At 64.0% G+C, this 24,715-nt stretch carries 26 protein-coding genes and 1 tRNA gene; 15 read left to right on the forward strand and 12 right to left on the reverse strand.

Annotated elements, in window-relative coordinates; genetic code table 11:
• Window positions 1-117: 117 nt before the first annotated feature.
• Together rpoD and trhA are read left to right on the forward strand one after the other, a co-directional pair.
• On the forward strand, window positions 118-2,148 hold the full coding sequence (gene rpoD, locus BN60_RS16525; protein WP_020697213.1) for an RNA polymerase sigma factor RpoD: 2,031 nt from the start codon (window positions 118-120) through the stop codon (window positions 2,146-2,148).
• A gap of 8 nt (window positions 2,149-2,156) precedes the next feature.
• A complete protein-coding gene (gene trhA / locus BN60_RS16530) occupies window positions 2,157-2,804 on the forward strand; it encodes a PAQR family membrane homeostasis protein TrhA (RefSeq protein WP_020697214.1) in 648 nt (215 codons plus the stop codon).
• A 4-nt stretch (window positions 2,805-2,808) separates the two neighbouring features.
• Here trhA and BN60_RS16535 read toward each other — a convergent pair whose 3' ends face one another.
• Window positions 2,809-3,111 (reverse strand): hypothetical protein, encoded by a 303-nt coding sequence (locus BN60_RS16535; protein ID WP_020697215.1) that lies wholly within the window; start codon window positions 3,109-3,111, stop codon window positions 2,809-2,811.
• A gap of 100 nt (window positions 3,112-3,211) precedes the next feature.
• Window positions 3,212-3,865 carry a glutathione S-transferase family protein gene (locus BN60_RS16540; protein ID WP_020697216.1) on the reverse strand — a complete coding sequence of 218 codons (654 nt, stop codon included), beginning with the start codon at window positions 3,863-3,865 and terminating at the stop codon, window positions 3,212-3,214.
• A gap of 95 nt (window positions 3,866-3,960) precedes the next feature.
• Between BN60_RS16540 and BN60_RS16545 the strand changes: the two genes are divergently transcribed.
• Both BN60_RS16545 and BN60_RS16550 read left to right on the forward strand, forming a co-directional pair.
• On the forward strand, window positions 3,961-4,419 hold the full coding sequence (locus tag BN60_RS16545) for a MarR family winged helix-turn-helix transcriptional regulator (protein WP_020697217.1): 459 nt from the start codon (window positions 3,961-3,963) through the stop codon (window positions 4,417-4,419).
• Window positions 4,420-4,441: 22 nt separating this feature from the next.
• Window positions 4,442-4,810, forward strand: a complete 369-nt coding sequence (locus tag BN60_RS16550) for a hypothetical protein (RefSeq protein ID WP_020697218.1) — start codon at window positions 4,442-4,444, stop codon at window positions 4,808-4,810.
• A gap of 55 nt (window positions 4,811-4,865) precedes the next feature.
• Here the strand turns inward: BN60_RS16550 and BN60_RS29015 are convergent, their stop codons facing one another.
• Window positions 4,866-5,504, reverse strand: a complete 639-nt coding sequence (locus BN60_RS29015; protein ID WP_020697219.1) for an OmpA family protein — start codon at window positions 5,502-5,504, stop codon at window positions 4,866-4,868.
• 146 nt (window positions 5,505-5,650) lie between these two features.
• Window positions 5,651-6,754 carry an amidohydrolase family protein gene (locus BN60_RS16560; RefSeq protein WP_020697220.1) on the reverse strand — a complete coding sequence of 368 codons (1,104 nt, stop codon included), beginning with the start codon at window positions 6,752-6,754 and terminating at the stop codon, window positions 5,651-5,653.
• Window positions 6,755-6,891: 137 nt separating this feature from the next.
• Here BN60_RS16560 and BN60_RS16565 point away from each other — a divergent pair.
• Window positions 6,892-6,966 (forward strand) — tRNA-Thr (locus tag BN60_RS16565).
• Between the two features lie 712 nt (window positions 6,967-7,678).
• Here the strand turns inward: BN60_RS16565 and BN60_RS16570 are convergent.
• Complete coding sequence (locus BN60_RS16570; protein ID WP_020697221.1) at window positions 7,679-8,572, reverse strand: MipA/OmpV family protein; 894 nt, start codon at window positions 8,570-8,572, stop codon at window positions 7,679-7,681.
• Window positions 8,573-8,979: 407 nt separating this feature from the next.
• Between BN60_RS16570 and BN60_RS16575 the strand changes: the two genes are divergently transcribed.
• On the forward strand, window positions 8,980-9,978 hold the full coding sequence (locus tag BN60_RS16575; protein ID WP_020697222.1) for an HlyD family secretion protein: 999 nt from the start codon (window positions 8,980-8,982) through the stop codon (window positions 9,976-9,978).
• Here the strand turns inward: BN60_RS16575 and BN60_RS16580 are convergent.
• Together BN60_RS16580 and BN60_RS16585 are read right to left on the reverse strand one after the other, a co-directional pair.
• Window positions 9,965-11,977, reverse strand: coding sequence for a TRAP transporter permease (locus tag BN60_RS16580; protein ID WP_020697223.1), 2,013 nt, complete (start codon window positions 11,975-11,977; stop codon window positions 9,965-9,967). The two genes, BN60_RS16575 and BN60_RS16580, sit on opposite strands and share 14 nt — an antisense overlap.
• A gap of 68 nt (window positions 11,978-12,045) precedes the next feature.
• Window positions 12,046-13,020 (reverse strand): TAXI family TRAP transporter solute-binding subunit, encoded by a 975-nt coding sequence (locus BN60_RS16585; RefSeq protein WP_020697224.1) that lies wholly within the window; start codon window positions 13,018-13,020, stop codon window positions 12,046-12,048.
• A gap of 133 nt (window positions 13,021-13,153) precedes the next feature.
• On the opposite strand from BN60_RS16585, the gene BN60_RS29020 reads away from it, so the two are divergent.
• Window positions 13,154-13,591, forward strand: a complete 438-nt coding sequence (locus tag BN60_RS29020) for a DUF1036 domain-containing protein (RefSeq protein WP_020697225.1) — start codon at window positions 13,154-13,156, stop codon at window positions 13,589-13,591.
• Here the strand turns inward: BN60_RS29020 and BN60_RS16595 are convergent, their stop codons facing one another.
• Window positions 13,592-13,966: a response regulator gene (locus BN60_RS16595; RefSeq protein ID WP_148283440.1), complete on the reverse strand. Its 375-nt coding sequence runs from the start codon at window positions 13,964-13,966 to the stop codon at window positions 13,592-13,594. It lies immediately after the preceding gene.
• Between the two features lie 184 nt (window positions 13,967-14,150).
• Between BN60_RS16595 and BN60_RS30450 the strand changes: the two genes are divergently transcribed.
• Both BN60_RS30450 and BN60_RS16605 read left to right on the forward strand, forming a co-directional pair.
• Window positions 14,151-14,441, forward strand: a complete 291-nt coding sequence (locus tag BN60_RS30450; protein WP_148283441.1) for a hypothetical protein — start codon at window positions 14,151-14,153, stop codon at window positions 14,439-14,441.
• Between the two features lie 198 nt (window positions 14,442-14,639).
• Entirely contained in the window at window positions 14,640-15,353 is a 714-nt protein-coding gene (locus BN60_RS16605) for a Crp/Fnr family transcriptional regulator (RefSeq protein WP_020697228.1), read from the forward strand.
• 18 nt (window positions 15,354-15,371) lie between these two features.
• Here the strand turns inward: BN60_RS16605 and BN60_RS16610 are convergent, their stop codons facing one another.
• Window positions 15,372-16,454: an ROK family protein gene (locus tag BN60_RS16610; protein WP_020697229.1), complete on the reverse strand. Its 1,083-nt coding sequence runs from the start codon at window positions 16,452-16,454 to the stop codon at window positions 15,372-15,374.
• Between the two features lie 89 nt (window positions 16,455-16,543).
• On the opposite strand from BN60_RS16610, the gene BN60_RS29025 reads away from it, so the two are divergent.
• The 4 genes from BN60_RS29025 to BN60_RS29030 are packed head-to-tail and all read left to right on the forward strand — an operon-like array spanning window position 16,544 to window position 19,971.
• Complete coding sequence (locus BN60_RS29025; protein ID WP_020697230.1) at window positions 16,544-17,374, forward strand: MORN repeat-containing protein; 831 nt, start codon at window positions 16,544-16,546, stop codon at window positions 17,372-17,374.
• 48 nt (window positions 17,375-17,422) lie between these two features.
• Window positions 17,423-17,659, forward strand: coding sequence for a hypothetical protein (locus tag BN60_RS16620; RefSeq protein WP_043284018.1), 237 nt, complete (start codon window positions 17,423-17,425; stop codon window positions 17,657-17,659).
• Between the two features lie 48 nt (window positions 17,660-17,707).
• Window positions 17,708-18,751: an AI-2E family transporter gene (locus BN60_RS16625; protein ID WP_020697232.1), complete on the forward strand. Its 1,044-nt coding sequence runs from the start codon at window positions 17,708-17,710 to the stop codon at window positions 18,749-18,751.
• Complete coding sequence (locus BN60_RS29030) at window positions 18,748-19,971, forward strand: META domain-containing protein (protein ID WP_051150142.1); 1,224 nt, start codon at window positions 18,748-18,750, stop codon at window positions 19,969-19,971. The genes BN60_RS16625 and BN60_RS29030 overlap by 4 nt, the downstream gene beginning before the upstream one ends.
• Here BN60_RS29030 and BN60_RS16635 read toward each other — a convergent pair whose 3' ends face one another.
• Window positions 19,972-21,480: a serine/threonine-protein kinase gene (locus BN60_RS16635; RefSeq protein ID WP_020697233.1), complete on the reverse strand. Its 1,509-nt coding sequence runs from the start codon at window positions 21,478-21,480 to the stop codon at window positions 19,972-19,974.
• Window positions 21,481-21,528: 48 nt separating this feature from the next.
• Window positions 21,529-22,335 carry a universal stress protein gene (locus BN60_RS29035; protein ID WP_083856145.1) on the reverse strand — a complete coding sequence of 269 codons (807 nt, stop codon included), beginning with the start codon at window positions 22,333-22,335 and terminating at the stop codon, window positions 21,529-21,531.
• 208 nt (window positions 22,336-22,543) lie between these two features.
• On the opposite strand from BN60_RS29035, the gene BN60_RS30455 reads away from it, so the two are divergent.
• On the forward strand, window positions 22,544-22,717 hold the full coding sequence (locus BN60_RS30455; protein WP_202949819.1) for a Flp family type IVb pilin: 174 nt from the start codon (window positions 22,544-22,546) through the stop codon (window positions 22,715-22,717).
• A gap of 44 nt (window positions 22,718-22,761) precedes the next feature.
• On the opposite strand, the gene BN60_RS16650 is transcribed toward BN60_RS30455, so the two are convergent.
• The gene (locus tag BN60_RS16650; RefSeq protein ID WP_020697236.1) at window positions 22,762-23,352 is read right to left on the reverse strand and encodes a cysteine hydrolase family protein; all 591 of its coding nucleotides are present in this window, start codon (window positions 23,350-23,352) and stop codon (window positions 22,762-22,764) included.
• Between the two features lie 238 nt (window positions 23,353-23,590).
• Between BN60_RS16650 and BN60_RS16655 the strand changes: the two genes are divergently transcribed.
• Window positions 23,591-24,712: an NAD(P)/FAD-dependent oxidoreductase gene (locus BN60_RS16655; RefSeq protein ID WP_020697237.1), complete on the forward strand. Its 1,122-nt coding sequence runs from the start codon at window positions 23,591-23,593 to the stop codon at window positions 24,710-24,712.
• The last annotated feature ends 3 nt before the right edge of the window (window positions 24,713-24,715 follow it).

Below are 24,715 nucleotides of genomic sequence, written 5' to 3' on the forward strand. Positions count from 1 at the left end.
AGCCCCATATAGTAGAAGGGTAGTTTGCGGGGCCCGCCCTTCCCGCCTCCCCTTCTTGCAGCCAAATTCACGGCCAGATCGGCCGTTCTATCTGTTTGTCGCATCCAAGGATTAGTAATGGCGACCAAAACCGCAACCGTAGCCCAGCCCGAAGTCACCGATGCCCGCGAAGAGGGGCCCGATGCCCCCCTGCTCGACACGCTCGGAGCCGAACTCAAGAAGCTGGTTCAGAAGGGCAAGGAGCGGGGCTACGTCACCTACGACGAGCTGAACGCCGCCCTGCCGCCCGACGAAGTGTCCTCCGAGCAGATCGAGGACACGATGGCCATGCTGTCCGAGGCTGGCGTCAACGTCGTCGAGGCCGAGGAGCAGGAAGACACCACCGCCAACCCAGCCGAGCCGGCCAAGACCGCCGTGGTCGCTGCTGAAGCGACCGGCGAGGATGAGGAGCTCGGCCGGACCGACGATCCCGTCCGCATGTACCTGCGCGAGATGGGCAGCGTCGAGTTGCTGAGCCGCGAAGGCGAAATCGAGATCGCCAAGCGCATCGAGGCCGGCCAGGACAAGATGATCGGCGGCATCTGCGAAAGCCCCATGACGATCACGGCGCTGCTGCACTGGCGCGACGCGATCAACGAGGGCCGTATCCTGCTGCGCGACGTCATCGATCTCGAAGCGACCCAGGGCGGCGGCGCGCCCGGCGAAGGCAAGGGCGCCATGCCGGCGGCGACTGCGCCTGTTGCCGCCGCTCCCGCAATGCCGCGTCCGGCAATGCCGAAGCTCGTGCGCCCGCCCGCTCCGCCGGCCGCCGGACCCAATGGCGAAGGCGGCGCCGAAGCCGCGCCGGGTGAAGGCGGCGAGGAAGACGATGAGAACGCGCTGTCGCTCTCGGCGCTCGAGGAGAAGCTCAAGCCCGAGGTCCTGCGCACCCTCACCAAGATCTATAAAGTCTACATGGAAATGTCGAAGGTGCAGAACCGGCGCCTGTCGACTCTCGCTCGCGGCCAGAAGCCGAGCACGGAATTCGAGAAGAGCTACGAGAAGCACCGCAAGAAGATCGTCGAGCTGGTGCGCACGGTGCACATCAACGCCAACCGCATCGAACAGCTCAAGCTCTCGCTTTACGACCTCAACCGCAAGCTGATGCTGCTCGAAGGCAAGCTGATGCGTCAGGCCGAGACCTTCCGCATCCCGCGCCAGGACTTCCTCGACAATTATCTCACGCACGAGATCGACCCCAACTGGCTCGAAAAAGTCGGCAAGCTGTCGGGCCGGGGCTGGAAGGATTTCGCCAAGAAGCGTGCGCCTGAGATCGAGAAGATCCGCGCCGAGATCAGGGAGATCTCGGATCACGCCGGTGCACCGATCTTCGAGTTCCGCCGCATGTGCAAGACCGTCCAGGACGGCGAGCGCGAAATGATGCGAGCGAAGAAGGAGATGATCGAGGCCAATCTGCGTCTCGTGATCTCGATCGCCAAGAAGTACACCAACCGCGGCCTGCAGTTCCTGGATCTCATCCAGGAAGGCAACATCGGCCTGATGAAGGCGGTCGACAAGTTCGAGTATCGCCGCGGCTACAAGTTCTCGACTTACGCGACCTGGTGGATTCGTCAGGCCATCACCCGCTCGATCGCCGATCAGGCGCGCACCATCCGTATCCCGGTGCACATGATCGAGACCATCAACAAGCTGGTGCGCACCAGCCGCCAGATGCTGCACGAGATCGGCCGCGAGCCGCAGCCCGAAGAGCTGGCCGAGAAGCTCGGCATGCCGCTCGAGAAGGTGCGCAAGGTCCTGAAGATCGCCAAGGAGCCGATCAGCCTCGAGACCCCGATCGGCGACGAGGAGGACAGCCACCTCGGCGACTTCATCGAGGACAAGAACGCCGTGATCCCGCTCGAAGCGGCGATCCAGGGCAACCTGCGTGAAAGCACGACGCGGGTGCTGGCGACGCTGACGCCGCGCGAGGAGCGCGTGCTGCGCATGCGCTTCGGCATCGGCATGAACACCGACCACACGCTGGAAGAAGTCGGCCAGCAATTCTCGGTTACCCGTGAACGTATCCGCCAGATCGAAGCCAAAGCGCTGCGCAAGCTGAAGCATCCCAGCCGCTCGCGGATGCTGCGTTCGTTCCTCGACCAGGGCTGAGGACGGGCGTGGCCACAGGCCTTCGCGAGTTCGCGGCGCGCGAACTCGCCGCGGACCGGGCCGTCCATCTGCTCGGCATCGCGCTCGGCGTCACCGGCGCCATAGCCATCATCGTCATCGCCGCCGCGATGCGTCGGCTGAACGATCTGCCGCCCGTTCTGATCTACGCCGCAGGCCTGTTGGCGATGTTGGGCTGCTCGGCGGCCTACAACATGTTTCGCACCAGCCGCTGGCGCGACTGGCTACGCCGCTTTGACCATGCCGCGATCTTCGCCATGATCGCCGGCACCTACACGCCCTTCACCCTGCTTGGTCTCAAGGGCACTTGGTCAATTGCCCTCACGGCCGTGATCTGGGCCGTAGCGGCGATCGGCATTGCCATCAAACTCCTGAAGCCGGACCGCATCGAGACCGTCTCGATCGGCCTCTACCTTGCCCTGGGCTGGATCGGCGTCGTGGCGGCGGGACCGTTCATAGAGGCTTTCGATCCCGTCACCCTCAGCCTGCTGGCGGCCGGAGGCATCCTCTATTCGTCAGGGGTCGTCTTTCACCTCTGGCATCATCTGCCCTACCAGAATGCGATCTGGCACGGCTTCGTCCTCGCCGCAGCGGCAGTCCACTACGCCGCCGTGGTCGGAGTCGTCGTCGAAGCCTGACCGCTCACTCGCGATCGGCGATCCGGACCAGCGAGGGCAGCAACTCGCTCACCGTGAGATGAAGCTGGCGAACCTCCTCCAGGACAGCCGCGAGGTTCTCCTGCACGGCTGCACAGTGACGCGACGCTTCGCTGCGGACGTCGTCCAGCCCTGGATCGATCCCATACGGATGGCCGAGGGTACGACTGCATTCCGTCAGGACGTGCAGAAGTGCGGTCGGCGCATCGGGCTTGCCAGCCGGATGCATGAAGTCGCGGGCGGCGTGTTCGATCCGTTCCAACGCCGTGACAAGGCCATCCACCTCCATAGGCGTCTCCCTGGTCATCAACGAGATGATGTGATCAGGAAGATGCTGGCACCGTGCAGCCTTGGACACAAGGCGCTGCGAGCAGGAAAATGCACAAACTTCATTCCATCAGCCCGGCGAGCCACGATTCCTGCCGACGCAAAAACGCCTCCAGTCGCACTTCGTAGTCCACGACGACGGCACTCTTCACAGAGCGCCGCGCCGCCAACGCCCGACGCCAGGCCTGGACCTTGGGAAGATCGGTGAAAGTGCCGAGATCGACGAAACGGTCGAACACGTCGAAGTAGCGAAAAGCCGGCGCAAACACGGCATCGACGAGACTGAAGTGCTCACCGCCGAAATATGGTCCTCGGTCGAGCACGGCTTCGAGTCGCCGGAACTTGTCACGAAGAGATAAGGCTTTCGCATCGAAGGCCGCACGATCCGGCGTCGTCTCGAGCGTCCAGATGTCGGCCAGGATCGACGAGCCTACCTCCATCCAGGCGCGATGACGGGCGCGGACCAGCGGCTCGGCCGGGTGCAACCGTGGCGCCTGGGTTTCCTCCAGGTACTCGACGATGACAGCGCTTTCGAACAGCACCTCGTCGTCCACCTGCAGGAGCGGCACCTTGCCCAGCGGCGAGATCGCGTCGAACCAGTCGGGCTTGTTCGCAAGATCGACATCGCGCCGCTCGAACGGCACGCCCTTCTCGGCAAGCGCGATCGCCGCGCGCTGCACATAAGGGCAGAGATCGAAGGAAACCAGGGTCAGCATGGGCAGCCTCCATAAAGATGCATTTGCATCTAAATGGGTTCCACATCTTCGTTTGTCAATATTGATGCACATGCATATATCTGTAATCTGTGCCCATGCCTGCCCCCACCTTCTCGCCGTCCGAGCCGATCGTTCGCGCCTGGGCTCGTCTGGAGCGCGCCCATCGCGCCGCGCAAACCACTGTCGAAGCACGCCTCAAGGAGGCCGGCCTTCCGCCGCTCGCCTGGTACGATGCTCTGCTCGAACTGGAGCGCGCCGGGCCGACCGGGTTGCGCCCCTTCGAGCTGCAGCGCGAGATGCTCTTCGCCCAATACAATCTCTCACGCCTGATCGATCGCCTGGCCGCAGCAGGCTATGTCGCCCGCGCGGCGAGCGCGGAAGATGGCCGCGGCCAGGTCCTGACGATCACCCGCGAGGGCCGAGCAATACGGAAGCGGATGTGGCCCGTATATGCCGCCGCCATCGAAGAGGCGGTCGGCCGGCATCTCTCTTCGGCCGAAGCGGCGACGCTGGCCGATCTGCTTGGCCGGCTCTACAGTCGACCGGCTTCATGATGGATGGGGATATCGGGCGAAGATGAAGGACATCGTCGAAGAGCTGCGGGCGCAATGCCACGAACATGAAAGCGACGCGAGATGGCAGGCCGCGGCCGAAATCGAACGCCTGCGGCAGGCCCTTGCTGCCACCTGGCAGCCGATGGCCAGCGCGCCGAAGGACGAAGGCCCCCTGCTGCTTTTCTGCCCCGGACTTGCCGGACATGTCGCCGATGAGATCGTGGTCGGCACCTGGCGCTTCGACGAGAACCGGCGCTCGCTCGGCTACTGGGTGAGCGACGTTGGCCAGCTCGATCCCGGCTTTGCCGAGACGGGCCCCTGGATCGAATATCGCGAACTGCAGCCGGAGCAGTGGACCCGGCTTCCCGGGCGTCCCTCCAAATCAAAGTAGCGCTCGAAGAAAAGGCGGCCATCAGGGCCGCCTTTCCTTTGGATGCATGTCGAGTTCAGGTGCGTGGCGGCAACGGAACCCTGGCATCCGTCAGCAGCTTGACCAGCGTCGGAATACCGCCCGCATAGTCGCCGGCATCGCACTTGGCGATCGCCTGCGGCCCCGGGCCGGATGCATCCGTCCGGTCGTAGTCACGCCATTTGGCCGCGAGTGCCCGGCAGTAGGCAGCATCGTCCATGGGTCTCGCCGCCATCGTCGCGCCATCGATAACGATTTCGACACGACGGTTCTGCGGCTCACGAACGTTATCGCCGGTCTGTACCAGCAAGCCCTGCTCGCCACGGCCGATCACGGAGATTGCCGCATCCGGAACACCTTCCTTCACCAGCGCAGCTTTCACCGCATTGGCGCGGCGCAGGGACAGCGCCATGTTGTACTGGTCGGAGCCCGACGTATCGGTATGACCTGTCGCCGTGATGCGGGCGCTCGACCTCGTCTTGAAGGTGGTTGCCGCTTGCTGAATCGTGTTCAACGCTTGTGCCGACAGGTTCGAACGATCCCAATCGAAGAACACCATGAACGATGGCGGAGCAACGACGGGAGCCGCCGGCGGCGCCGTCGTGGCAGTCTGGGGTTCGTCACAGGCACTCAGCAGAATGGCGGCCGCAGCGACCGCCATCAGTTTCTTCAGCATCGTCCTTCTCCCCTTGGCTACGATAGCCAAAGGGATCATGGGCGCCGCTCAAGGCACCCGCAACTACCGCGCGTGATAGTGATCGATTGTTCGCATCGAGTGAAATTTCACACCGTCCGAACTCGACGCCACATCAGCCAGAGCCGTCAGGCTGCGAGCTTGTAGAGCTCGGCGACATTGTCCCGCAGAATCCGCTTCTTCAGTTCCGGGGTCAGATGAGCGGTCTGCTCGGCGATGACGTCCTGACTCCACGGCCAGGTCGAATCGCTGTGGGGGAAGTCGTTCGCCCACATGAGCTGGTTGGGCGCCATGCGGTCGGCAAACTGGAACGCCGTCCAGTCGTCCTGGAAGGTAAGCGCGATATGGTCGCGGAAATACTCCGACGGCAGTCGCGCCAGCTCCTTGCCCTTCATCCAGTAACGGTGCCGCTTGTAGGCGTGGTCCATGCGATACATGAAGTGCGGCGCCCAGCCCGCGTCGGCCTCGACACAGACCACGCGCAGCTTGGGATGCCGCTCGAAGACGCCGCTGTAGACCAGCATGCCCATGATGTCCTGGCAGCCGCGGATGATCGAGAGGAAGCCGTTGATCTTGGGTCCACGCGGCTTCGTCAGCGAGTTGTCGCCGCTCGACGTCAGGATGTGAAAGGAAAGCGGCATCTCGAGCGCGACCGCGGCTTCCCAGAACGCGTCGTAGGCCTCGTGGTCATAATCATGCTCACCGGGATTGCCCGGCATCATGACGCCGCGAAAGCCCATCGCCTTGATCTGTTCCAGATCGGCAATGCCTTCCTTGATCGTCCGCATCGCCGTCTGGCCGAGCCCTACCAGTCGGTCGGGCGCATGCGCGCAATAGGTCTGGAGCCAGCGATTGTAGGCGTCGAAGCAGGCCTTCTTGTAGTCGAAGTCGGGATGGTTGCAGATCAGCATGCCGACCGTGGGATAGATGATCTCGGCGGCGACGCCGTCGCGGTCCTGGTCGGCAAGGCGCGTGCTCGGATCCCAGCCGCTGCGATGGAGGTCGTCGAATTTCGCACCGCCGATCCGGATGTCCTTGGGGGCCACGCCGGCGGCTGCAACCAGGCCCATGGGTACCGGCGTCTTCATGCCGTCGACGATGTAGATATCGCCCATGCCTTCCTTGTGGGCGATATGCGGCGCCCGATCCCGCCAGGCGGGATCGATATGGTCGATATAGCAATTGGGCGGTTCCGTAATGTGCGAATCAGCGGAGATCGGGCGCCATTCCATAGGGGATTTCCTCCTGTGTTCGTTGGCAAAATGGTAGGCAGAGCCCGGCCGGCGCGGCAAGCCGCCGCGCGACGTCCGTTTCGGCCGGCGGCAGCGGTTGAATGGCCTCCGGCGCTGTGGCATACCCCGCCCCGCACGCTGCCGTAGCTCAGTGGTAGAGCACTCCCTTGGTAAGGGAGAGGTCGACAGTTCAATCCTGTCCGGCAGCACCATTTCCCAAGCCGCCAAGTGCCCCCAGCCGACGATTTATCGATGGCGCGCGCAGCGTGCAGGCTGTGGATGACGACGGCGTCTTGCCCACCGTCCTCCACGAAAAACTACGAGCCTCCGCGGAACTTGGTGGGCAAGTTGGAGCAGTCGTTCGACGCTTGTTCTGCGGCGCAGTCTGCGGCGTAGCGATCTAGGGGCACTGCCACCAAGAGCATTTAGGCGGCGGTCATCGAAGGTAATGCAGTGCGGCGTAGCCATTGGCCGAAGCCGGCATCCGCCCCCCTCGCCCGTGCAGAACGCCACCTCGAAGCGTCCGTGGCTGACCTTCCAGACCGTTTAGTCCTTGCCAATCGTCCGCTTCTTGCAACGATAAATCTATCGTCGGCTCGGATTGTGAGCGTCGGCGGCTGAGAGACAGCGGCATAGCTCAAGTGTCCCGCGCTCCCGCTCCCGCTACGTGCTCGGACGAAGAGCTGATTGAACAAAGTCGGCGAATCTTTCGCGAAAGGACCGACCGGCCTTTCGATGGATTCGAGGTTTGGGACGGCGCCCGACGAGTGCACGTCCAACCCGAGAAGGTTGAGGATCGGCAATCGAAGTGACCGCCGGTTTGGCAAGAGGTGCCACCGAACTCGCTGGCAATCTACAGGCGCACAATGAATGGTGTGACAGCGCGCGCATGCTGTTGCAGGGGCACCAGTCTCAGCCCTCCGGCTACCATTCGAACCGCCACGAGAGCGCCGAGCCGACGATGAACTGGTTGCGCGAGCCGGCCGGCCCCTGCACCAGAGGGGAGTTCGCAGCCACATCCGCCAAGTAGTTGTAGCTTCCGAAGACCACGAAGCTGAGTTTCTCGTTGATCCGCCACAATGCGCTCGCGCCTGCTCCCACACTGCGCAGTCCTGCCGCGGGATAGTACTGTGCGTAGCCCGAATTGAAGGATTGGGTCGCATTGATGCCAAAGTATGCCTGATTAAACGTCGAGTCCGTTACGGACAGCCGAGGCCCGCCCGACAGGAACACCGAGTCGCTCAACCGAAACTTTCCGTCGAGCAGCGCGTCGAAGACAAGGCCGTTACTGCCCCCAAGTCCGCGACGGAGTTCGATCTTCGCGGCGAACCAAGGTTGGTCGTAACGCAGGAAACCACCACCCTCCACCGTGAACGGCACAGTTCCCGTGCCGTATAGGCCCGGCCCGTCCCAGTCGTTGCGAGGAAAGCGGTAACGCAGGATCGGGCCTGCCTTGAAGCCTGCCACATCGACAAGTGTCGCGCCGACGCCATCCCGTGCAGAGATGAAAACGGTGTCGCGCTTGTAGCGGAGATCGAGGTTCGGCACGGGGAGAACGCGATACCACGCCCCACCCTCGAACCATGGAGCCATCACCACTCCCGGCCCGATGTCGAACGTCCAGTCGCGCGGCGGCGGTCCGGCCGGTTCGCTCCCGATTGACGATGGCTGCGCGAGAGCACCGACATTCAGCAGCACAAACGCGGCTAGCAAAGCAGCAAGTCTAAGCATGAGAACCCCTTTTGAGGGGATACGGCCGATCTTCTCCTTCGGATCACACGCAATGACTTCTTGCGCGGTGTCGGCCGCCTGGATCATGGTCTCGGACTTTTCCTCGAGCGCGCAGCAGCACGATCACGCCCGGCTTGGCCGGCACCTGAGCGAACGAGCGGTTCGCCGATGGCGTGCGAAGAAGCCCTGGCCGAAGGAACCTTCGGACACCTCGTCCGATCTCGGCGCTATTTTCTCATGGGGGAAGCGGCCAGAATTCTGCGCGATCCGTCCTTTTGCTTCGTGTCGAGGACGGCGCCCCTCGACATGCCGAATTTTTGGCCCATTTAGGTAAGCATATTGGTGGGCAAGACGCTAAGCCTTTGATATAGCAACGCCGCCTTTTCCCTTGGTAAGGGAGAGGTCGACAGTTCAACCCTGTCCGGCAGCACCAGCGCACCCTTGCCCTAATCGAGGGAAGCGGGCTTTCTAAGGGTGTGGAAAGCAAATCCGGAATGGCACAGGCCAATAAATTCGCATGGGTCGGGGTGGTAGCGATTCTCGCCGCCGCCGCTGGTGCCGTCTTGATGACGGGAGTCTCCGACGGCCAGATCGGCAACGCCCAGAACAGGGGCGAAGTGAGCGGCCCGCTGATTTCGCGCGGCTATACCGAGGCGCCCGCCGGAACGGCGGTGATTGCCGGAGATCCGCTGGGCGGCGACATAGTGCTCGAATTGAGGATTGCCGAAGGCCAGGAGGTCAAGCGCAACCAGATCGTGGCCGTGCTCAACAACTATCCTACGGCCGACATCGACGTGCGCCGCCGTGAAGCCGAACTCACCAAGGCCCAGCAGCAGCGCGAGACGATGGTCTCGGGCTACCGCACCTCGGAGATCGCCCAGCAGGAAGTGTCGGTGAAGGCCGCCTCGGAAGAGAGCCGCCTGAAGGACCTCGAACTCTCGCGGTCGAGCGCGCCGCCCGACCAGAAGCAGCTCCAGTCCACGATTGCCCAGCAGAGCCTCGAACGCGAGCAGGCCAAGCTCAAGTATTTGAAGGACGTGCTGGCCGCCGACCTGGCGCAGATCGAATCCGAAATCACCATCATCAAGGCCCGGCTCGACGCGGCGAAGCTCGAACGCGAATCCTCGCTGGTGCGGTCGCCGCTCGACGGTGTCGTGGTCGATATCTACACGCGCGCCGGCGAGCGCATCTTTCCTTACAAGGGCATCGCCAAGATCGTCGATCTCAACCAGATTCGCATCTTCGCCGACGTCGACGAGATCCATCTGCGCAGCCTGAAGCTCGGCGGCAAGGTCGAGTTCACCTTCCAAGGCAGCCGGACCGCCCATATCGGCACGATCGTCCGCACGCCGCTCACGATCAAGCGGAGCAAGCGCTCCGAGGCGGATCTCGGTGAACAGAACACCCGCCTGGTCGAGGTCGAGATCAAGCCCGACAATCCGTCGAGCATGCCGTTGATGCTGGGCCGGGAGGCCCGCGTCACCTTCGAATAGCCGCCTCGTCCCTGCGCGAGCCGGCATATTCATAGGCGATGACGCCTACGAGGACGATGAGGCCGATCAGGCGCGCCACGACCAAGCCGCCGACCCAGTCGTCGATGACCTCCGGGAAGGTCAACGCGATGCCTGCCAGCGCCACGACAGTGCGCGTGCCCAGGCCGAGCGGCCGCCACAGATGGCCTTGGGCTGCGATGGCGAGCGCCAGGATGCCGCCGGCCGCGCCCAGCGTGACCCAGGGGATCCAGACCCAGCTCATGTTCTTCGGCACCTCCAGCAGGAGGCCGATGCCGATCGGGTCGAGCACGAAGATGAACGGCACCAGGAAGGCTGGCAGCGCGTACTTCCAGCTCTGCAAGGTGGTGACGTAGGGGTCGGCGCGGGTGAGCGTCGCCGCAGCGAACGGCGCCAGCGCCGTTGGCGGCGACACTTCCGAAAGCACCGCGTAGTAGAAAATGAACATGTGGGCGGCATAGTCCGGGATGCCGAGCTTGATCAGCGCCGGGGCCGCGATCACGGCGCACATGATGTAGGACGCCGTCACGGGCACGGCGAGGCCGACCACCCACACGATCAGCGCCGTGTACATTGCGGTCCAGAAGACCGAACCGCCGGCGAGGTCGATCACGATCGACGAGAACTTGAGCGCCAGGCCCGTCTTGGTGATGACGCCGACGATGATACCGGCGCAGGCACAGGTTGCCGCGACACCCAGCGCCTGGATCGAGCCGTCGGCCAGCGCGCGGAACAGCTTGCCCGGCCACAGCGCGGTATCGCTGCGCAGGTAGCTCACCAGGATGGCGAGCAGAATGGACCAGAACACCGCATAGGTGGCCGAAAAGCCCCACACCATCAGAACGACGACGGAGATCAGCGACGTGAAATGGAAGCCGTAGCGGGTCAGAAGCTGGCCCATGGTCATGTCGACGGCTGGATCGACGGCGCGCAGCCCGTACTTGCGCGAATCGATCTCGGTCATCACCAGCAGGCCGAAGTAGTAGAGGCAGGTGGGGATGAGCGCCATCCGCACGATGTCGAGGTACGACATCTTCAAATACTCGGCGATCAGGAACGCCGCGGCGCCCAGCACCGGCGGCGACAGGATCGCGCCGAGACCGCCCGCGGCCAGTAGGCCGCCTGCCGCCGATTTTCCGTAGCCCGCTTCCTTCATGATCGGCCACGCCACGGTTCCGATCGTGACTGTGGTCGCCACGCCCGAACCCGAGGGTCCGCCCAGCAGGAACGAGGAAAGCACGACCGCGCGGCCCGCCGCGTTCGGCTGCCCCTTCATGGCGCGCAGCGAAAAGTCGATGAAGAAGCGCCCGGCGCCGGATGCCTGCAGGATCGCGCCGAAGATGGTGAACAGCACGATCAGCGTCGCCGACACATCGATCGCCGAACCGAAGATGCCGTTCAGCGTCATGTAGAGCTCGGCGATCATGTCGGAGAGCGGATAGCCCTTGTGCGTCCAGGGCGCCGGCAGATAGTTGCCCCACATCGCATAGGCCAGGAACAGCAGCGAGAGGATCGGCATGATCCAGCCGGTGGCGCGGCGCGTCGATTCCAGCACCAGCAGGATCAACAGGCCGCCGATCAGCAGATCGGTGTGCGTCGGCGACACATAACGGTCGAGGAAGTCGTCGGAAGCGCTGAGATCGGTCCAGGTGCCGCCGGTCATCATGTACCAGATGACGACGATCACCAGGCCGGCGGCAACGATGTCCCAAGGCGCGATCCTGTTGCGCCAGCTCTTCACCGCCGGAAACAGCAGAAAGACCAGGGAGAGCGCAAAGGCGACGTGGATTTCGCGCAGAGACTGGGTGTCGACGGTCGAAGCAGCCGCATAGAGGTGGAACAGGGTCATCAGGAACGCGATGAAGGTGAGTACCTTGCCCCACCAACCCACGAACCTGTTGATTGCCCCATCTTCTTGCTCGATGAGTTCCTCGACTTTGCGTCGTTCCTCGTCGCTCAGCAGCTCGGCCTGAACCGTCATGTTGCCCCTACCCCAAATGGAAACGGGGCCCCCACGATCTCGGGAGCCCCGCTCAGTATCGAACCTCGTTACGAGAGCTTGATGCCCTTCTCGTTGAAGAACTTGATCGCGCCCGGATGGAACGGCACCGACGAATTGGCGGTCTTCTGGTTCTCGGGCGTCATGTCGGTCGAGGCCTTGTGGGTGGCCATGAGGTCACCGTGGTTTTCCCACAGGGTCTTGATGATGGTGTAGGCCTGATCGTCCTTCATCGAGGCCGGCACGACCAGGATGTTCCAGATCGCGATGACGGGCACCGCGGCATCCTGGTTCGGATAGGCCTTGGCCTTGATCTCGCTGGCCGCGAAGACCGGGCCGTACTTCTTGTTGAGGGCCGGCACCAGGTCGGCCGTCGGGATCAGCTTGATCTTGATGCCCTGCGTGGCCGCAAGGTCGGTGATCGCCGCGACCGGCGGGCCGCCGTTGAAGAAGTAGCCGTCGAGCTTGCCGTCCTTCATGGCGTTGGTGCTCTCGGCCGGCGACAGGCGCTCGCGCTTGATGTCGGAGAGCTTGAGGCCGAGTTCATCGATGATGCGCAGCGCCATGACTTCCGAGCCGCTGACCGGCGCGCTGGTCGAAATGCGCTTGCCCTTGATGTCGGAAAGCTTGTTGATGCCCGTCCCTTCCATGGTCACGAAATGTACCAGGTTGGGATAGACGACGCAGAGCGTCCGCGAGTCGACGGGCTTGTCCTTGAACTTGTCGAGCCCCTTGATGGCGTCGTAGGCCGTATCGCACTGGGTCAGCGCCATCTGCGCCTTGCCATCGCGAATCATGTGCATGTTCGCGACCGAACCTGCCGTCGCTTCGGCGGTGACTGCCCAGCCCGGCACTTTCTTGCTCAGGATGTTCGCCATCGCTCCGCCCAGCGGATAGTAGACAGCGCCCGTGGTGCCTGTGGCGATCGAGAACTGGGCCTGTGCCGCAGCGGGAAGTGCCCAGCCTGCGGTAAGACCCAGCGCGCCCGCGGCCGATCCCGCGGCCACGAATTGACGTCGCTTCATTTATTTCCTCCTGTTCACCCAACTCCCCAATGCGGCCGGAACAAACCACGGCTGGTGCTGCGAGGCAACATTCGGTCATTGTGTTAAAAGGCCACTGCCGTCGCAGTTTCGTTTGCGGCCAGCGGGGGAGAGTATGAGAATCGCTGCAATTCTGGTGATTTCTGCCGCTTTGTGCGGTGCAACCGAGCTCGCGGCTCAGCAGCGCCGGCCTGGCCCGCCGGGCTTTCAGGTCTGCAATCAGACGGCGAGCGAAATCGAAGTCGCCAAAGCCGTGAACACCGGCGCGACCGAAAACGGCCAGCCGATCATCATTTCCGAGGGGTGGTACAAACTTCCGCCCGGCGCTTGCACGATGTTGTGGCAGGCGCCTCTCAGGTACCTCTCCTACCTTGTCTATGCGCAGGACAAACGGTCGGGCCGGGAATGGGGCGGCGCCGTACCGCTCTGTATCAGCCCCCACGCCTTCACCATCCGCTCCGACAAGTGCGGATCGGGCTACGAGCGCCGCATGTTCACCCAGGTAAACATGGGCAGCGAACGGACGTCATGGACGCACGTTTTCCACCCGTAGCTATGGTGCTGGCCGATCGAGGAGCCGTCCTAGCGCGTCGACCACCTCGGCCGACTGGAACGGCTTGTCGAAGAAGGGCCGGTCGTTGTGCCTGAGGGGCATCAGAGAGGCTGACCGTCCCGACGCAAAGACAAAGGGGATGCGTAGAGCCGCCAGCGCATCGGCTACCGCAAAGACCAGCTCGTTGTTCTTCAGGCGGATGTCGAGGATCGCCGCATCGATGGCCTGATCGGCCATTGCAGCGAAGGCAGCACTTGTGGATACCGCTGGCCCGGCAACGATGGCCCCGACATGCGCCAGCGCCATCCGCAAATCGAGGCCAATTGCCGGATCGTCTTCGACGACCAGCACGGTACGTCCTTCCAGGCTGCTCAAACTCAGGACCTCTCTGCAGCGACGCCATTCCATAACGAACAGGGCGGATTATGGCTCCATCGGGGAGCCGATGTGCGTTCTTTGTGCCGGGTCGGCACCCGGACGCCCCGAATCACGCCCCTTAAAAGGGAACTCGCCTCCGAACGGCACGTTGCTTGGCTGAACCACGAAGGAGCCGAGACAAATGCCGACCGCACAGATGCGGATCAGTGTCGAGGAGCAACGTCTTCTACGCGCCTTGTCCGTCGGACAGGCAGTAAAGCTGCCTTCTGCGCATCGGTTGCGCCTGGAGTTGCTCGGCTTGCTGCGCGATGGCCCGACCGGCCCCAGACTCACCACCCTGGGTCGCCGCCACGCGGAGGCTGCCCTGACCGATGACGAAACCAAGGGAAAGGTTGTGGACGCGCCGGCTGCTCCCGTCAAACGGGATCGCCTGGGGCGCCGGCTGCCGCATGGACGATCCCTGCCCTTCTGATCCCGTATCCCTCCAACCTTCGTCCAACTGACGACGGATCATCTTATGAACTCAAGACGTGCCTTTCGCCCTACGTTCGCTACGGAACCGACTGAACCTCAGTCGCCGACCTACAGTCATCTCGCTCCGATGACCGCCCAACCGGATACGCGAGACAATCACTGCCGGGCCCCGAAGAACAACGAAGAAACAGCCGTAGTGACGTCCGTCTTCGAGCCTAAGAATCACTTTCTGGCAGCACTGCCGGCATCGGATCTCGCGATGATAAGCGGCCTGATGTCCTTTCATCGCCTGCCCCAGGGCTTGGTCCTGCACGAGCCCGATCAGCGCGTTGAACACGCCTATTTCGTAGAAAGCGGGATGATCTCGCTCGTCGCCTCCATGCAGGATGGTGCCGCGATCGAGACGGCGACGCTGGGTCGCGAGGCCATCCTCGGTGCGCTCGCCGCGTTCGGCAATCATCGTGCCACCGCGCGGGCCGTCGTGCAGATCGACGCAACCGCATGGCGCCTGCCTGTCGCCGACCTGCGCAACCTCACCGAACGGAGTCCGGCGCTGCGCAAGATGACGCTGCTCAGCAGTGAATTGATGATGGCGCAGATGCAACAGACCGCGGCTTGCAATGCCCTTCATTCGGCTGAGCGCCGGCTATGCCGCTGGATCGTCCAGGTGCAAGACCGTATCGGCGACGACGTGATTCGCCTGACGCACGATTTTCTTGCCCAGATGCTGGCGGTTCGCCGCCCGACGGTGAGCTTGATCGCCTATCAGTTGCAGCAGGCTGGCCTGATCCGCTACCAGCGCGGCCGCATCACCGTCCTAGACCGCGCCGCCCTGGAACGCAGCGCCTGCGAATGCGTCGGCGTGCTGCGGGAAAAAACACTGAAAATCGTCAACGACGCCAGCTTTTAGGCTAACGACCAACCGACACTATTCGCTCGGCCGGTTGGTGAAGCGCGCGTTGCCGAGGCCCGTGCCGATGGTGAGCACACCCCATCGGCCGACATCTTCCATGTTAGGCACTTCGCTGAGGCCCTGCACCACGGCGTCGTTGTGAATCAACACCGTCGGCTGGTGACCGTCGATGCGCGGCAGCCTCCCTGCCAACGTCGCATCAAGACGAAAGCCTTCCTCCTCCCAGTTGCCCGGCAGATTCTGCCCGCCGTTCAGGATCGAGCCGTGCTCGTCGATCAGACCCGGACAGCCGATGCCGACAAAAGGCGCGACCTTGAGCTTTGCGTCGGCTGCGCGTTCCATCAGACTGGTTACCATCTCCGCCAAACGCTGGATGGCTTCCTCGCGGTCAGGCTCGTCGTCGCGGTGCCGCCAATGCTGCGACTTCCAGACGGCGGCCTTGGAGACATCGCCTTTGCGCATCTTCAGTTCGACGATGCCGGCCCTGATGTTCGTGCCGCCGATATCGACCGCCGCGATGGCATCGTGCCCCGCAAGCATCCAGCTTGGTGCGAGTTGGACGGCACCGATCAGCCCCGCTTCGTCGGGGTGGTTGGAGATGGGCCGCAGCTCGACCGTCGTGCCTTCGCCTGCGAGGATGATCTGGGCACGTCCCATGGAGAGCTGACCGATGTGGCTCGAGCTCAAGCCACCCCCCACGACGATACGTTCTGTCCCACGCCAATCCTCGAGGCGCAGGAAGCGGCGCACTACCGTGGCCAGCTCATGGGCGAATTCCTCGACGGCTGTATGCACGAGGCCCGCCGCGACGGTTTCGTCGCCGGCCAGGGCTTTGTCGAGTTTGGATTTGGAGATCTCGTCGGTCGGCGTATCGCCGAACGGGTCTTCGCCCAATGTCTTCACGAGCCGCTCGCGCCAGTCGTCGAGGATCGCCCGGAAGGCGCGTCCGCTGGCGCGATCCCCGACGAACCCTTCCGAGTCACGCAGCTCTTCGTTGTAGGTATCGACCGTAACCGCAGGCAGGACGCGAGCGCCATGGCTGAGGACGGCGGCGACCGCAGGATCTTTTCCCTGATCATCGAGCTGCCGGCTATCCACCTGATCACCTTCCCTCGCGGCGATATGGGCCGCAGCAGGATAAGAACGAAACACGGCCGCCGGAGTTCCTTGCACCGATCTCTGATAGAATGTCGGATGTGATCGGCATCCCTTTCTGGACGACCCTGCTGCTGCTCGCCTTCGCGTCGGCGGCGGCGGCGCAAAATTCTCGCCCGATACCCGAACTCGGCACGCCGGGCAGCACCTTGCCGCCCCGCACCTTCCCCGGCGCTCCTCCCGCGCCCGGAGCGGCCGGGGCCAGCGACGAGATCAGGGATCCGACGACCGGCTGTGCCGTCGTGAGCATGAACGCCGAACCCAATGTCGGGATCACCTGGTCGGGCGATTGCGAGCATGGTCTGGCGCAGGGCAAGGGCGTGCTGCAATGGACCCGGGATGGCAAGCCTGCGGAGCGCTACGAGGGCGAGATGAAGGACGGGCTCTACGAGGGTACCGGCAAGATCACCTACGCCAACCGCGCGCGCTACGAAGGCGAATTCAAGGCCGGCGAACGGGATGGCCGGGGTACCTACGTCTTTCCTAGCGGCGGCCGCTACACCGGCCCATTCCGCGAAGGCCGCCCCAACGGCCAGGGCGCCTATGTGTGGCCCAATGGCAACCGCTACATCGGCGAATTCAAGGACAACCAGCGTACCGGACGCGGGACGCTGCTGTTCGCCGATGGCGGCCGCTACGAAGGCGATTTCGTCAACGGCAAGATGCAGGGGCGCGGCCTGCGCGTCTGGAACAACGGCACCCGCTACGAAGGCGATTGGTCGAACGACGTCGCCAACGGATATGGCAGGTGGGTGGGAGCCGATGGCCAGGTCTTCTCGGGGGTCTGGGTGAACGGCTGCCACCGCGAAGGCAGCCGGTGGGCGACGGTGGGCGTCACCGCGCAGAGCTGCGGTTTCCAGTAGCGGGCGCAGGCCCTGTTTTCCGCCTGACTGGGACGGTAGAATAACAGCATGCCGACTGTGTCCGCCCCAAGCCTTATCATGGTGCAATTCCTCGAATGGGTGGCTGCCCGGCCGCGCAGCCGAGAAGAGGTCCTGGACGCTTGGCAAAGCTCCTGCCCGCGCTTTCCCGTATGGGAAGACGCACGCGCCGAAGGCTTTGTCTGCCAGAGCGGCGGCGATCGGGGCGAACACAAGGTCGAGCTGACCCCGCTCGGCCGAGCGGCGCTTGCGGCCAGGCTGGGCTAGAACGGCTCCTGCCTCCCAAGATTCATTTCGGGCCCTTATAGTGCGCGCATGACGCTGCAACGCGCTGCTCTGTGGGCGATCGTAGTCGCCGCGACCCTCTTCCTGCTGATCTCAGGCCGTGGCCTCTTGCTGCCGATCGTGCTGGGTATCGTGCTCTGGTACATGATCGACGCCCTGGCCGACACTTTCCGCCAGCCGCGTTTCGGCCGTTTTCGCCTGCCGCAGCCGGTGGCCCTGCTTGCCGCCATCCTGATCATCGGCGGCCTGTTCTGGATCGTCGGCCGCACCATCGGCCGCAATGTCAGCGCCGTTGTCGAGGCGGTGCCCAACTACGAAAACCGGCTCACCCACCTGATCGAACAGGGTGCGCAGCTCATCGGGATGGAGCAGGCGCCTACCCTTTCCGAGTTGTTCGCGCGCGTAAGCCTGGCCGAGACGCTGGGCAGCGTGGCCGCCGCCGCCGCCTCCGTCGTAAGCGTCGCCGGCCTGATCCTGATCTACACGCTGTTTCTTTTCGTCGAGCAGATCCACTTCCAGCGCAAGCTTGCCGCCGTCTTCCACGGCGACGGCCAGGAAGCGCGCGTTCGGGCCGTGCTCGACCGCATCGACCGGGAAATCCGCATCTACATCCGCATCAAGACGACGTTGGCGACGGCCACTTCCGCCCTGGCCTATGTCGTGATGTCGTCGGTCGGCGTCGACTTCGCGGGCTTCTGGGCGGTGATGGTGTTCTTCTTCTACTACATCCCCACCGTCGGCTCGATCCTGGCGATCGTCGCGCCCGCTCTGCTGACCTTGGTGCAGTTCGACCATCTGACGCCGTTTCTGATCGTGCTGTTCGTCTTCGGTACCATCCAGGTCGTGACGGCCAATGTCATCGAACCTGCGATCATGGGCCGTTCGCTCAACCTCTCGCCGCTGGTCGTGATCGTCTCACTCGTCTTGTGGGGTACCATTTGGGGTGTAGTCGGCATGTTCCTCTGTGTACCCATCATGGTGGTGGCGCTGATCGTGTTGGCCCAGTTCGAGACCACGCGCCCGGTTGCCGTGCTAATGTCGGCCGATGGTCACATTCCGGAGTCGAGCCAATGAAAGCCCTGGCACTGCTCCTGCTCCTGATCGCAGCACCCGCCCTGGCACAGACCGGGACGCCCCAACCGTCGCCGGCGCCTCCGACGGGCCCGACACCTCCGCCCGGTCTCGACGTGGCGTACGCCTGCCCGGGTGGCCCGGACTTTTCCGCGCATTTCACCAGCGATGGCGATCTCGCCACCTTGCGCATGCCCGGCGAGCCCGACATCGAGCTGCCGCGGCAAAACACCAATACCGGCTTTCTCTATACCGACGGCTATTACGAACTGCGCGGTCGTGCGCGCGAGGCGACCCTGACGGCGGCGGGACGTTCGATACGCTGTCACGCGGCTGGTCGGCCAGGCGAGCCGCCGCGGACGTTCACCGGCCCGAACAGCACCCTCACCCTGTTTCCCGACGGCACGTTCCGTCTGCGAGAGAAGCGCGACGGCGTCGCCGAGCCGGTCCTCGACCTCGGACAGTGGGCTCAGGAAGTGGATGGCGGCGTTCGCCTCGTGATTCGCGGCGGCGATAATTTGCGGCATGCCTACCGTGAGATCGGGAACGGCAAGTTGATCGACGACAAAGGCGTCGAGCTCACGCTGGCCAACACGCCCGACCTGATCGATGGCAAGTTCCAACTGAGAGGACTCTACCGGGACGCGCAGGACGGCGGCTTGTTCACCGAATGCTTCACCGGGCGCACCTATGGAGTTACGCCCGGCGGCGCCGAGCCCGACCTCGAGCGGGCTTGGACGCAGGCGACGCCGTCACGCGAGGCCAGCCTCTATGTCGAGGTGATCGGCAAGTTCGTCGATCGCAGCGGAGTCGAGGTCGAAGAATTCTTGAGCCTGAAACCCAACGGCGCCTGCCCGCCCTTGCCGACGCGAGGTGCGGCATTGCGCGACACGGAGTGGCGTCTGGTCGAGATCGATGGGGAGAGAGTAACCTTCGACGACTGGCGACGGCGTCCGACGTTGCGTCTTGATGATGAAGGCAGGTTCTCGAGTTCGAGCGGCTGCAACAGCCTTGGCGGCACCTACGAACTCACCCCCGATGGACTGCGCTTCGTCGCCGGCCCGATGACTCTGATGGCCTGCCCGCCTCCCGCGCAGGCCATGGAGCGACGGTTTATCGACGCGCTGAATGCGGTGCGTTCTGCGCAGATCGCGAGCACCGTCCTCGATCTCAGCGACGATACGGGCAAGCGCCGTCTGCGCTTCGAGGCGCGCAGCCGCTAGTCAGGGACCTGCTTCCGGGTCGGCCCGCAAGACCAGCAACCGGCCTTCGTCGTCGATTGCGATACGGAGAAACGCGACGCCGGACGGCGGTGCTCCCGCATCCGCTTTGCCGCCAAACGTCCGGTCGATCTCGTCGAACAGGCGTATGTAGAGTTTCCATTCGGCCATTCCGGGCTCGATGGGTACGCGCGCCGGCTCGTCCCAGTCGAGGGCGCGCACACCGCTCTGCACGACGCGTTCGACCGGCTTGTCCTGCACGAGGGTGGCCTCGAAACGACCGATCGTGGCGGTTCGGGCGTCCTTGTTGACTGGCCGGGCCACCACGGCCAGGCAAATCTGCTCCGGCGAATCCGACGCGACGAACTCCACGGAGCCCCCGTTCATGGTTTCGTCGGGGACATCGTCTACCCAACCCAGCCGTTCGACAATGACGACGCGCCGCTTCTCCATGTCGAAGCGCCATCCCTGCGGGGGATCGAAGCAACGCCGGACGGTACGTGTTTCGCCCGCCGGCGCACGCGCCAGAATTTCGGGCGAGACCTGCGTGTTGGTCTCGGGTTCGGTCGTGCGGATCCTCTGGTCGAACGCGAAAGATCCGGGACGGTCGGGCAGCACCGTGAAAAGGAGCTGGAACCTTACCGTGCGCGATGCATGGCGGAGCGCCAGCGAACCTGTGGTGAAACGCGTTCGCGTGGCCTCGGTCGGAATGACGCTACGCGGCACGGAAAAACGCAGGCGCCCCGGCGTGACGCTCGCCTCGCCGCGCCAGGCGCCGATCGTCAGCACCGGGACGGCGCCGCGGCCTGCCGCCAGATGGAGGCCGACGACTTCGACCTCGACCGGCGGATCGTCGCCATTGGCAGCTGCGAACGGCGGCACGTAGCGCGGCACTGCCGGCTGGGCACGGCCCTCGCCGCCGCCCCGACGCTGGTCGAGACGCAACTCCCCATCGGCCAGCGGCGGCACCGTCTGGTCTGGCGCCAGTTTGAGTTCGGCGGCGGCGTGGCGCGGCGCCACGAAGCTGGGCGTATAGGACAGAATAACAGGGCCATCGCCCGCGGTGGCGAAACGCTCGACCTCGCCCATCGCCTGCGCAGCCACCTGTGCAACAGCCAGTCGTGCGCCCTCGCCCGGACGCTCCAGCGCATCGCGCAAGACAGCATTCAAGGCGTCGAGCACGGCGAAGGACTGCCGCCGACGCTCCGGCAACCGATCGAAGGCACGCTCGCGATGAGCCTCGTCTCGGGCGATCAGCATGTCGGAAAGCTGGCCGGCGACACGAAGGGCATGGAGAAGCTCGACCCGCGCGACGCCATCGGCACGGGCCTGCAAGGCCGCGCGCTCTGTACGCAAGGCGATCAGCTTTTCGTCCACCGTTGGACCGGCAGTGGTCGCGTTTTCGTATAACGGCCACAGGAGGCCAACGGCGAACACCGCCACCAGAATCACAGCAGCTGCAATCGCACGCCACTTGCGCTGCGAATCGGTCCTGGTCGGGCCTGCCGTCATGCGGCGGTTTCTACCATGGCCGCCGGCCGAGGCACCGGCGGCGGATTGTCAGTAGGAAAAGAGCACGGGTAGTGGCGACGTCAGGATGAGATCGCGCGTGACTCCACCGAAGATCATCTGGCGGAGACGGCTCTGCGTATAGGCACCCTTCACGATCAGGTCCGCGCCCAGTGCCTGCGCCCGGTCGATGATCGTCTGGCCTGCCGACTTCGCACCAGCCTTCACATGCTGGCTCGTCACGTTAAGGCCGTGACTCCTCAGCGATTCGGCAATTTCGGCCGAAGTCGGTCCCGGCACCATCGCGCCCTCGACGCTCAGCACCTCGATCGCCTCGGCGCCCGCCATTACCGGCATGGCGAGCGAGATCGCCCGGGCGCTCTCGGTCGAGCCGTTCCAGGCAAAGAGGATACGCTTGCCGACCATGCCGGTCGCGCCCGGCGGCACCACGAGAATCGGCCTGCCCGAGTCGAACAGCGCCGTCTCGAACACGCTTTCCGGCATTTTAGGCAATGCGCCCGGCTGCGGCAGGACGATGAGGTCGTAGGCACGGCCGATCGTGCCGATTGCCGTCGGGCCACTATCGTCGGCGCTACGCCACTCCGACGTAAGGCCGGCCGCACGCTGATCGAACGCCTGCTTCACCGCAGCGACGCGCTGACGCTCCTCGGCATCCTCGGCGAGGCCGCCCCCGATGGGAGCCCCCATGCCGGCATCAGCCCAGGCCATGCTCATCACGCCATACGATGGTGGTTCAAGACCGATCAGACGCGCTCCGAAAGTCCGGGCGATCTTGGCGGCCAAATCGAAAGCGGACGGATCTTCTGCCGTCCAGGCCATTGTCAGAATTGATTTCATGACACGCCTCCCTGTAGGCGAACGATAGCACGAGCTTCGCCGCCGTGCGCGGTGATGATGTTGTTACAATTCCTGCGTTGAAACAGGGTTTGGCGTCAATATCCTGCCTTCGAGAACTTATTCATCGAAGCGGGGCACATACCACCCCTTCCGGCGTTCGGTGCAATCGTTGACGCCGCGGATCAAGAATTTTTTCGTGGAGATTCACTTGCTGCGCATTTTGAGCCGCCTGGTGAAAGGCGAAGAAGGCGTCACCGCCGTCGAATACACGCTCATCGCGTCGCTGATCGCCGTAGCCGCCATCGTCGCCATGAGCCATGTCGGCAACAAGGTCGATCAGCCCAGGACCACCGCCATCCCTCAGTCGACCAGCGCAACCTGATCGACCTGCGGCGCCGGCTGCTGCCGACGCCGCCTTTTCCTCCACTAGACGATCTTCGTAGCCGTCGGCACGATCCAGGCAAAACGGTCGGAAAGCGCGGCGAGCGTAATCTTGTTGAGGTCGGCGGCCGACACCGTGCCGCTGCCCATGGCATCAGGCAGATCGCGCGTGGCGACCGTGTCGGCCGCAATCGTGCACATATAGCCATGGTCGGTCGCGGACCGTACCGTCGCCGAGACGCACATGTGGGTCATGAAGCCGCCCACCAGCAGGTTCTTGCGGCCGAGCGACGTCAGGTGCTTGGCGAGATCGGTGCCGGCGAAAGAATTGGGCAGGCCCTTGTCGATGATTGTCTCGCCGGACCGCGGGGTAAGCTCCTTCACGATCTCGTAGCCGGTCGACGACGGGTTGAATGCCTTGCCCTTCGATTGATGACGAACATGGACCACCGGCGTACCTGCCGCCCGGGCCTTCTCCAGCAAAACGGCCAACGCCTCGACGGCTGGCTGAACGCCGACAAGCGGCAACAAGCCGTCCGTATACTCCCTTTGCGCGTCGATAATCAGAAGAACGCCGTCGGCCGTCGTGGCCGGCGCAGGTTGTACGCCTGACATTTGCAGCATGGTCATCGCCATGTTCGTCCCCCTCACTACGCTACGGTTGTGTAACCCTCGACGACATCAACGTCGAAGGCAATACAATTTTCAAGAATCAAGATGGCAGACGCGACGCCGCTGCGTACAATTTGCATCGACGTCGCTTGTGCTGCGCCGAATCGTGGAAAGAGAAACTGGTCGCCGCCGCGTTTTCGCGCTACGCGACCTTTCAGGCAAATTCGGCCAGCGTTCCACCCCTCTTTTTGTTCAGACTATCATGAAAACGATCATTGTCGGCGGCGGCATCATGGGCCTCAGCACCGCATGGGGTTTGGCCCGCAACGGGCACGAGGTCGAGCTGTTCGAGCAGGGCCCCTTGCCCAATCCGCTTGCGTCGTCGGTCGATCAGCACCGGCTCATTCGCCACCCCTATGGCGACCACGCGGGCTATGCCCGCATGATCGACGAGGCGTTCGTCGCCTGGGACTTGCTCTGGGGTGACCTCGGGCAACGTTTGTACGCATCGACCGGAACACTGGCGTTGACCGGCAATGGCGCGAACTGGGCCGAACGTTCGGCTGCTGTGCTGGCACGTATCGGCAAGCCCATGACCGAGATTGCGGTGGACAAGCTGCCGCGTCGCTTTCCCTTGCTCGATACCAAGGGCGTCGAACACGCTTACTGGATGGAAACCGGCGGCGTCCTGTTCGCGCAGGACATCGTCGGCGCCCTCGTCCGCCATCTTCGCACACGGCCCAATGTTCGGCTGCATACTGATACGCCGGTACGCGACGTCGATCTCGAGCACGGAAGCGTAACCACGGCTGCAGGGGGCAAGCATGCGGCGGATGCGGTCGTCGTCGCTGCCGGTGCCTGGCTGCCTCGCCTGCTGCCGGCCCTGTCCGGGAGAGTCGTGCCATCCCGCCAGGTCGTGATCTACTTCGATCTTCCGGCGGAGCAGCGTGCCGCGTGGGCCACGGGGCCTATGATCATCGACAAGACGGGCGATGTCGGCCTCTACCTCGTGCCGCCCGCCGAGGGGCGGGGCATGAAGATCGGCGACCACGAGTTCAGCCGCAGAGGCGATCCCGATGCTGCCCGCGAGGCCAGCGAAGAGGAGATGCGCCCGCTGCTCGACCGCTGCCGCAGCCTGCTCAAGGGCTTCGAGCACTGGCGCATCGAGCAGCTCAAGGTCTGCTTCTACAGCGTCACCGACGACGAGCGCTTCGTGGTCGAGAAGCACGGCGCACGCGGCTGGGTGATGTCGCCCTGCTCGGGCCATGGCTTCAAGTTCGGCGCCGTGATGGGCCTCGAACTCGCCCGCACGATTTCCGGTGGTCGCGACGCCGCGGCACACGCCAAGTGGGCAGCCGGTCTGGTCGGTGATGCACCAACCTGACAA

The organism is Reyranella massiliensis 521, assembly GCF_000312425.1.
In the GTDB taxonomy this organism is placed as follows: domain Bacteria; phylum Pseudomonadota; class Alphaproteobacteria; order Reyranellales; family Reyranellaceae; genus Reyranella; species Reyranella massiliensis.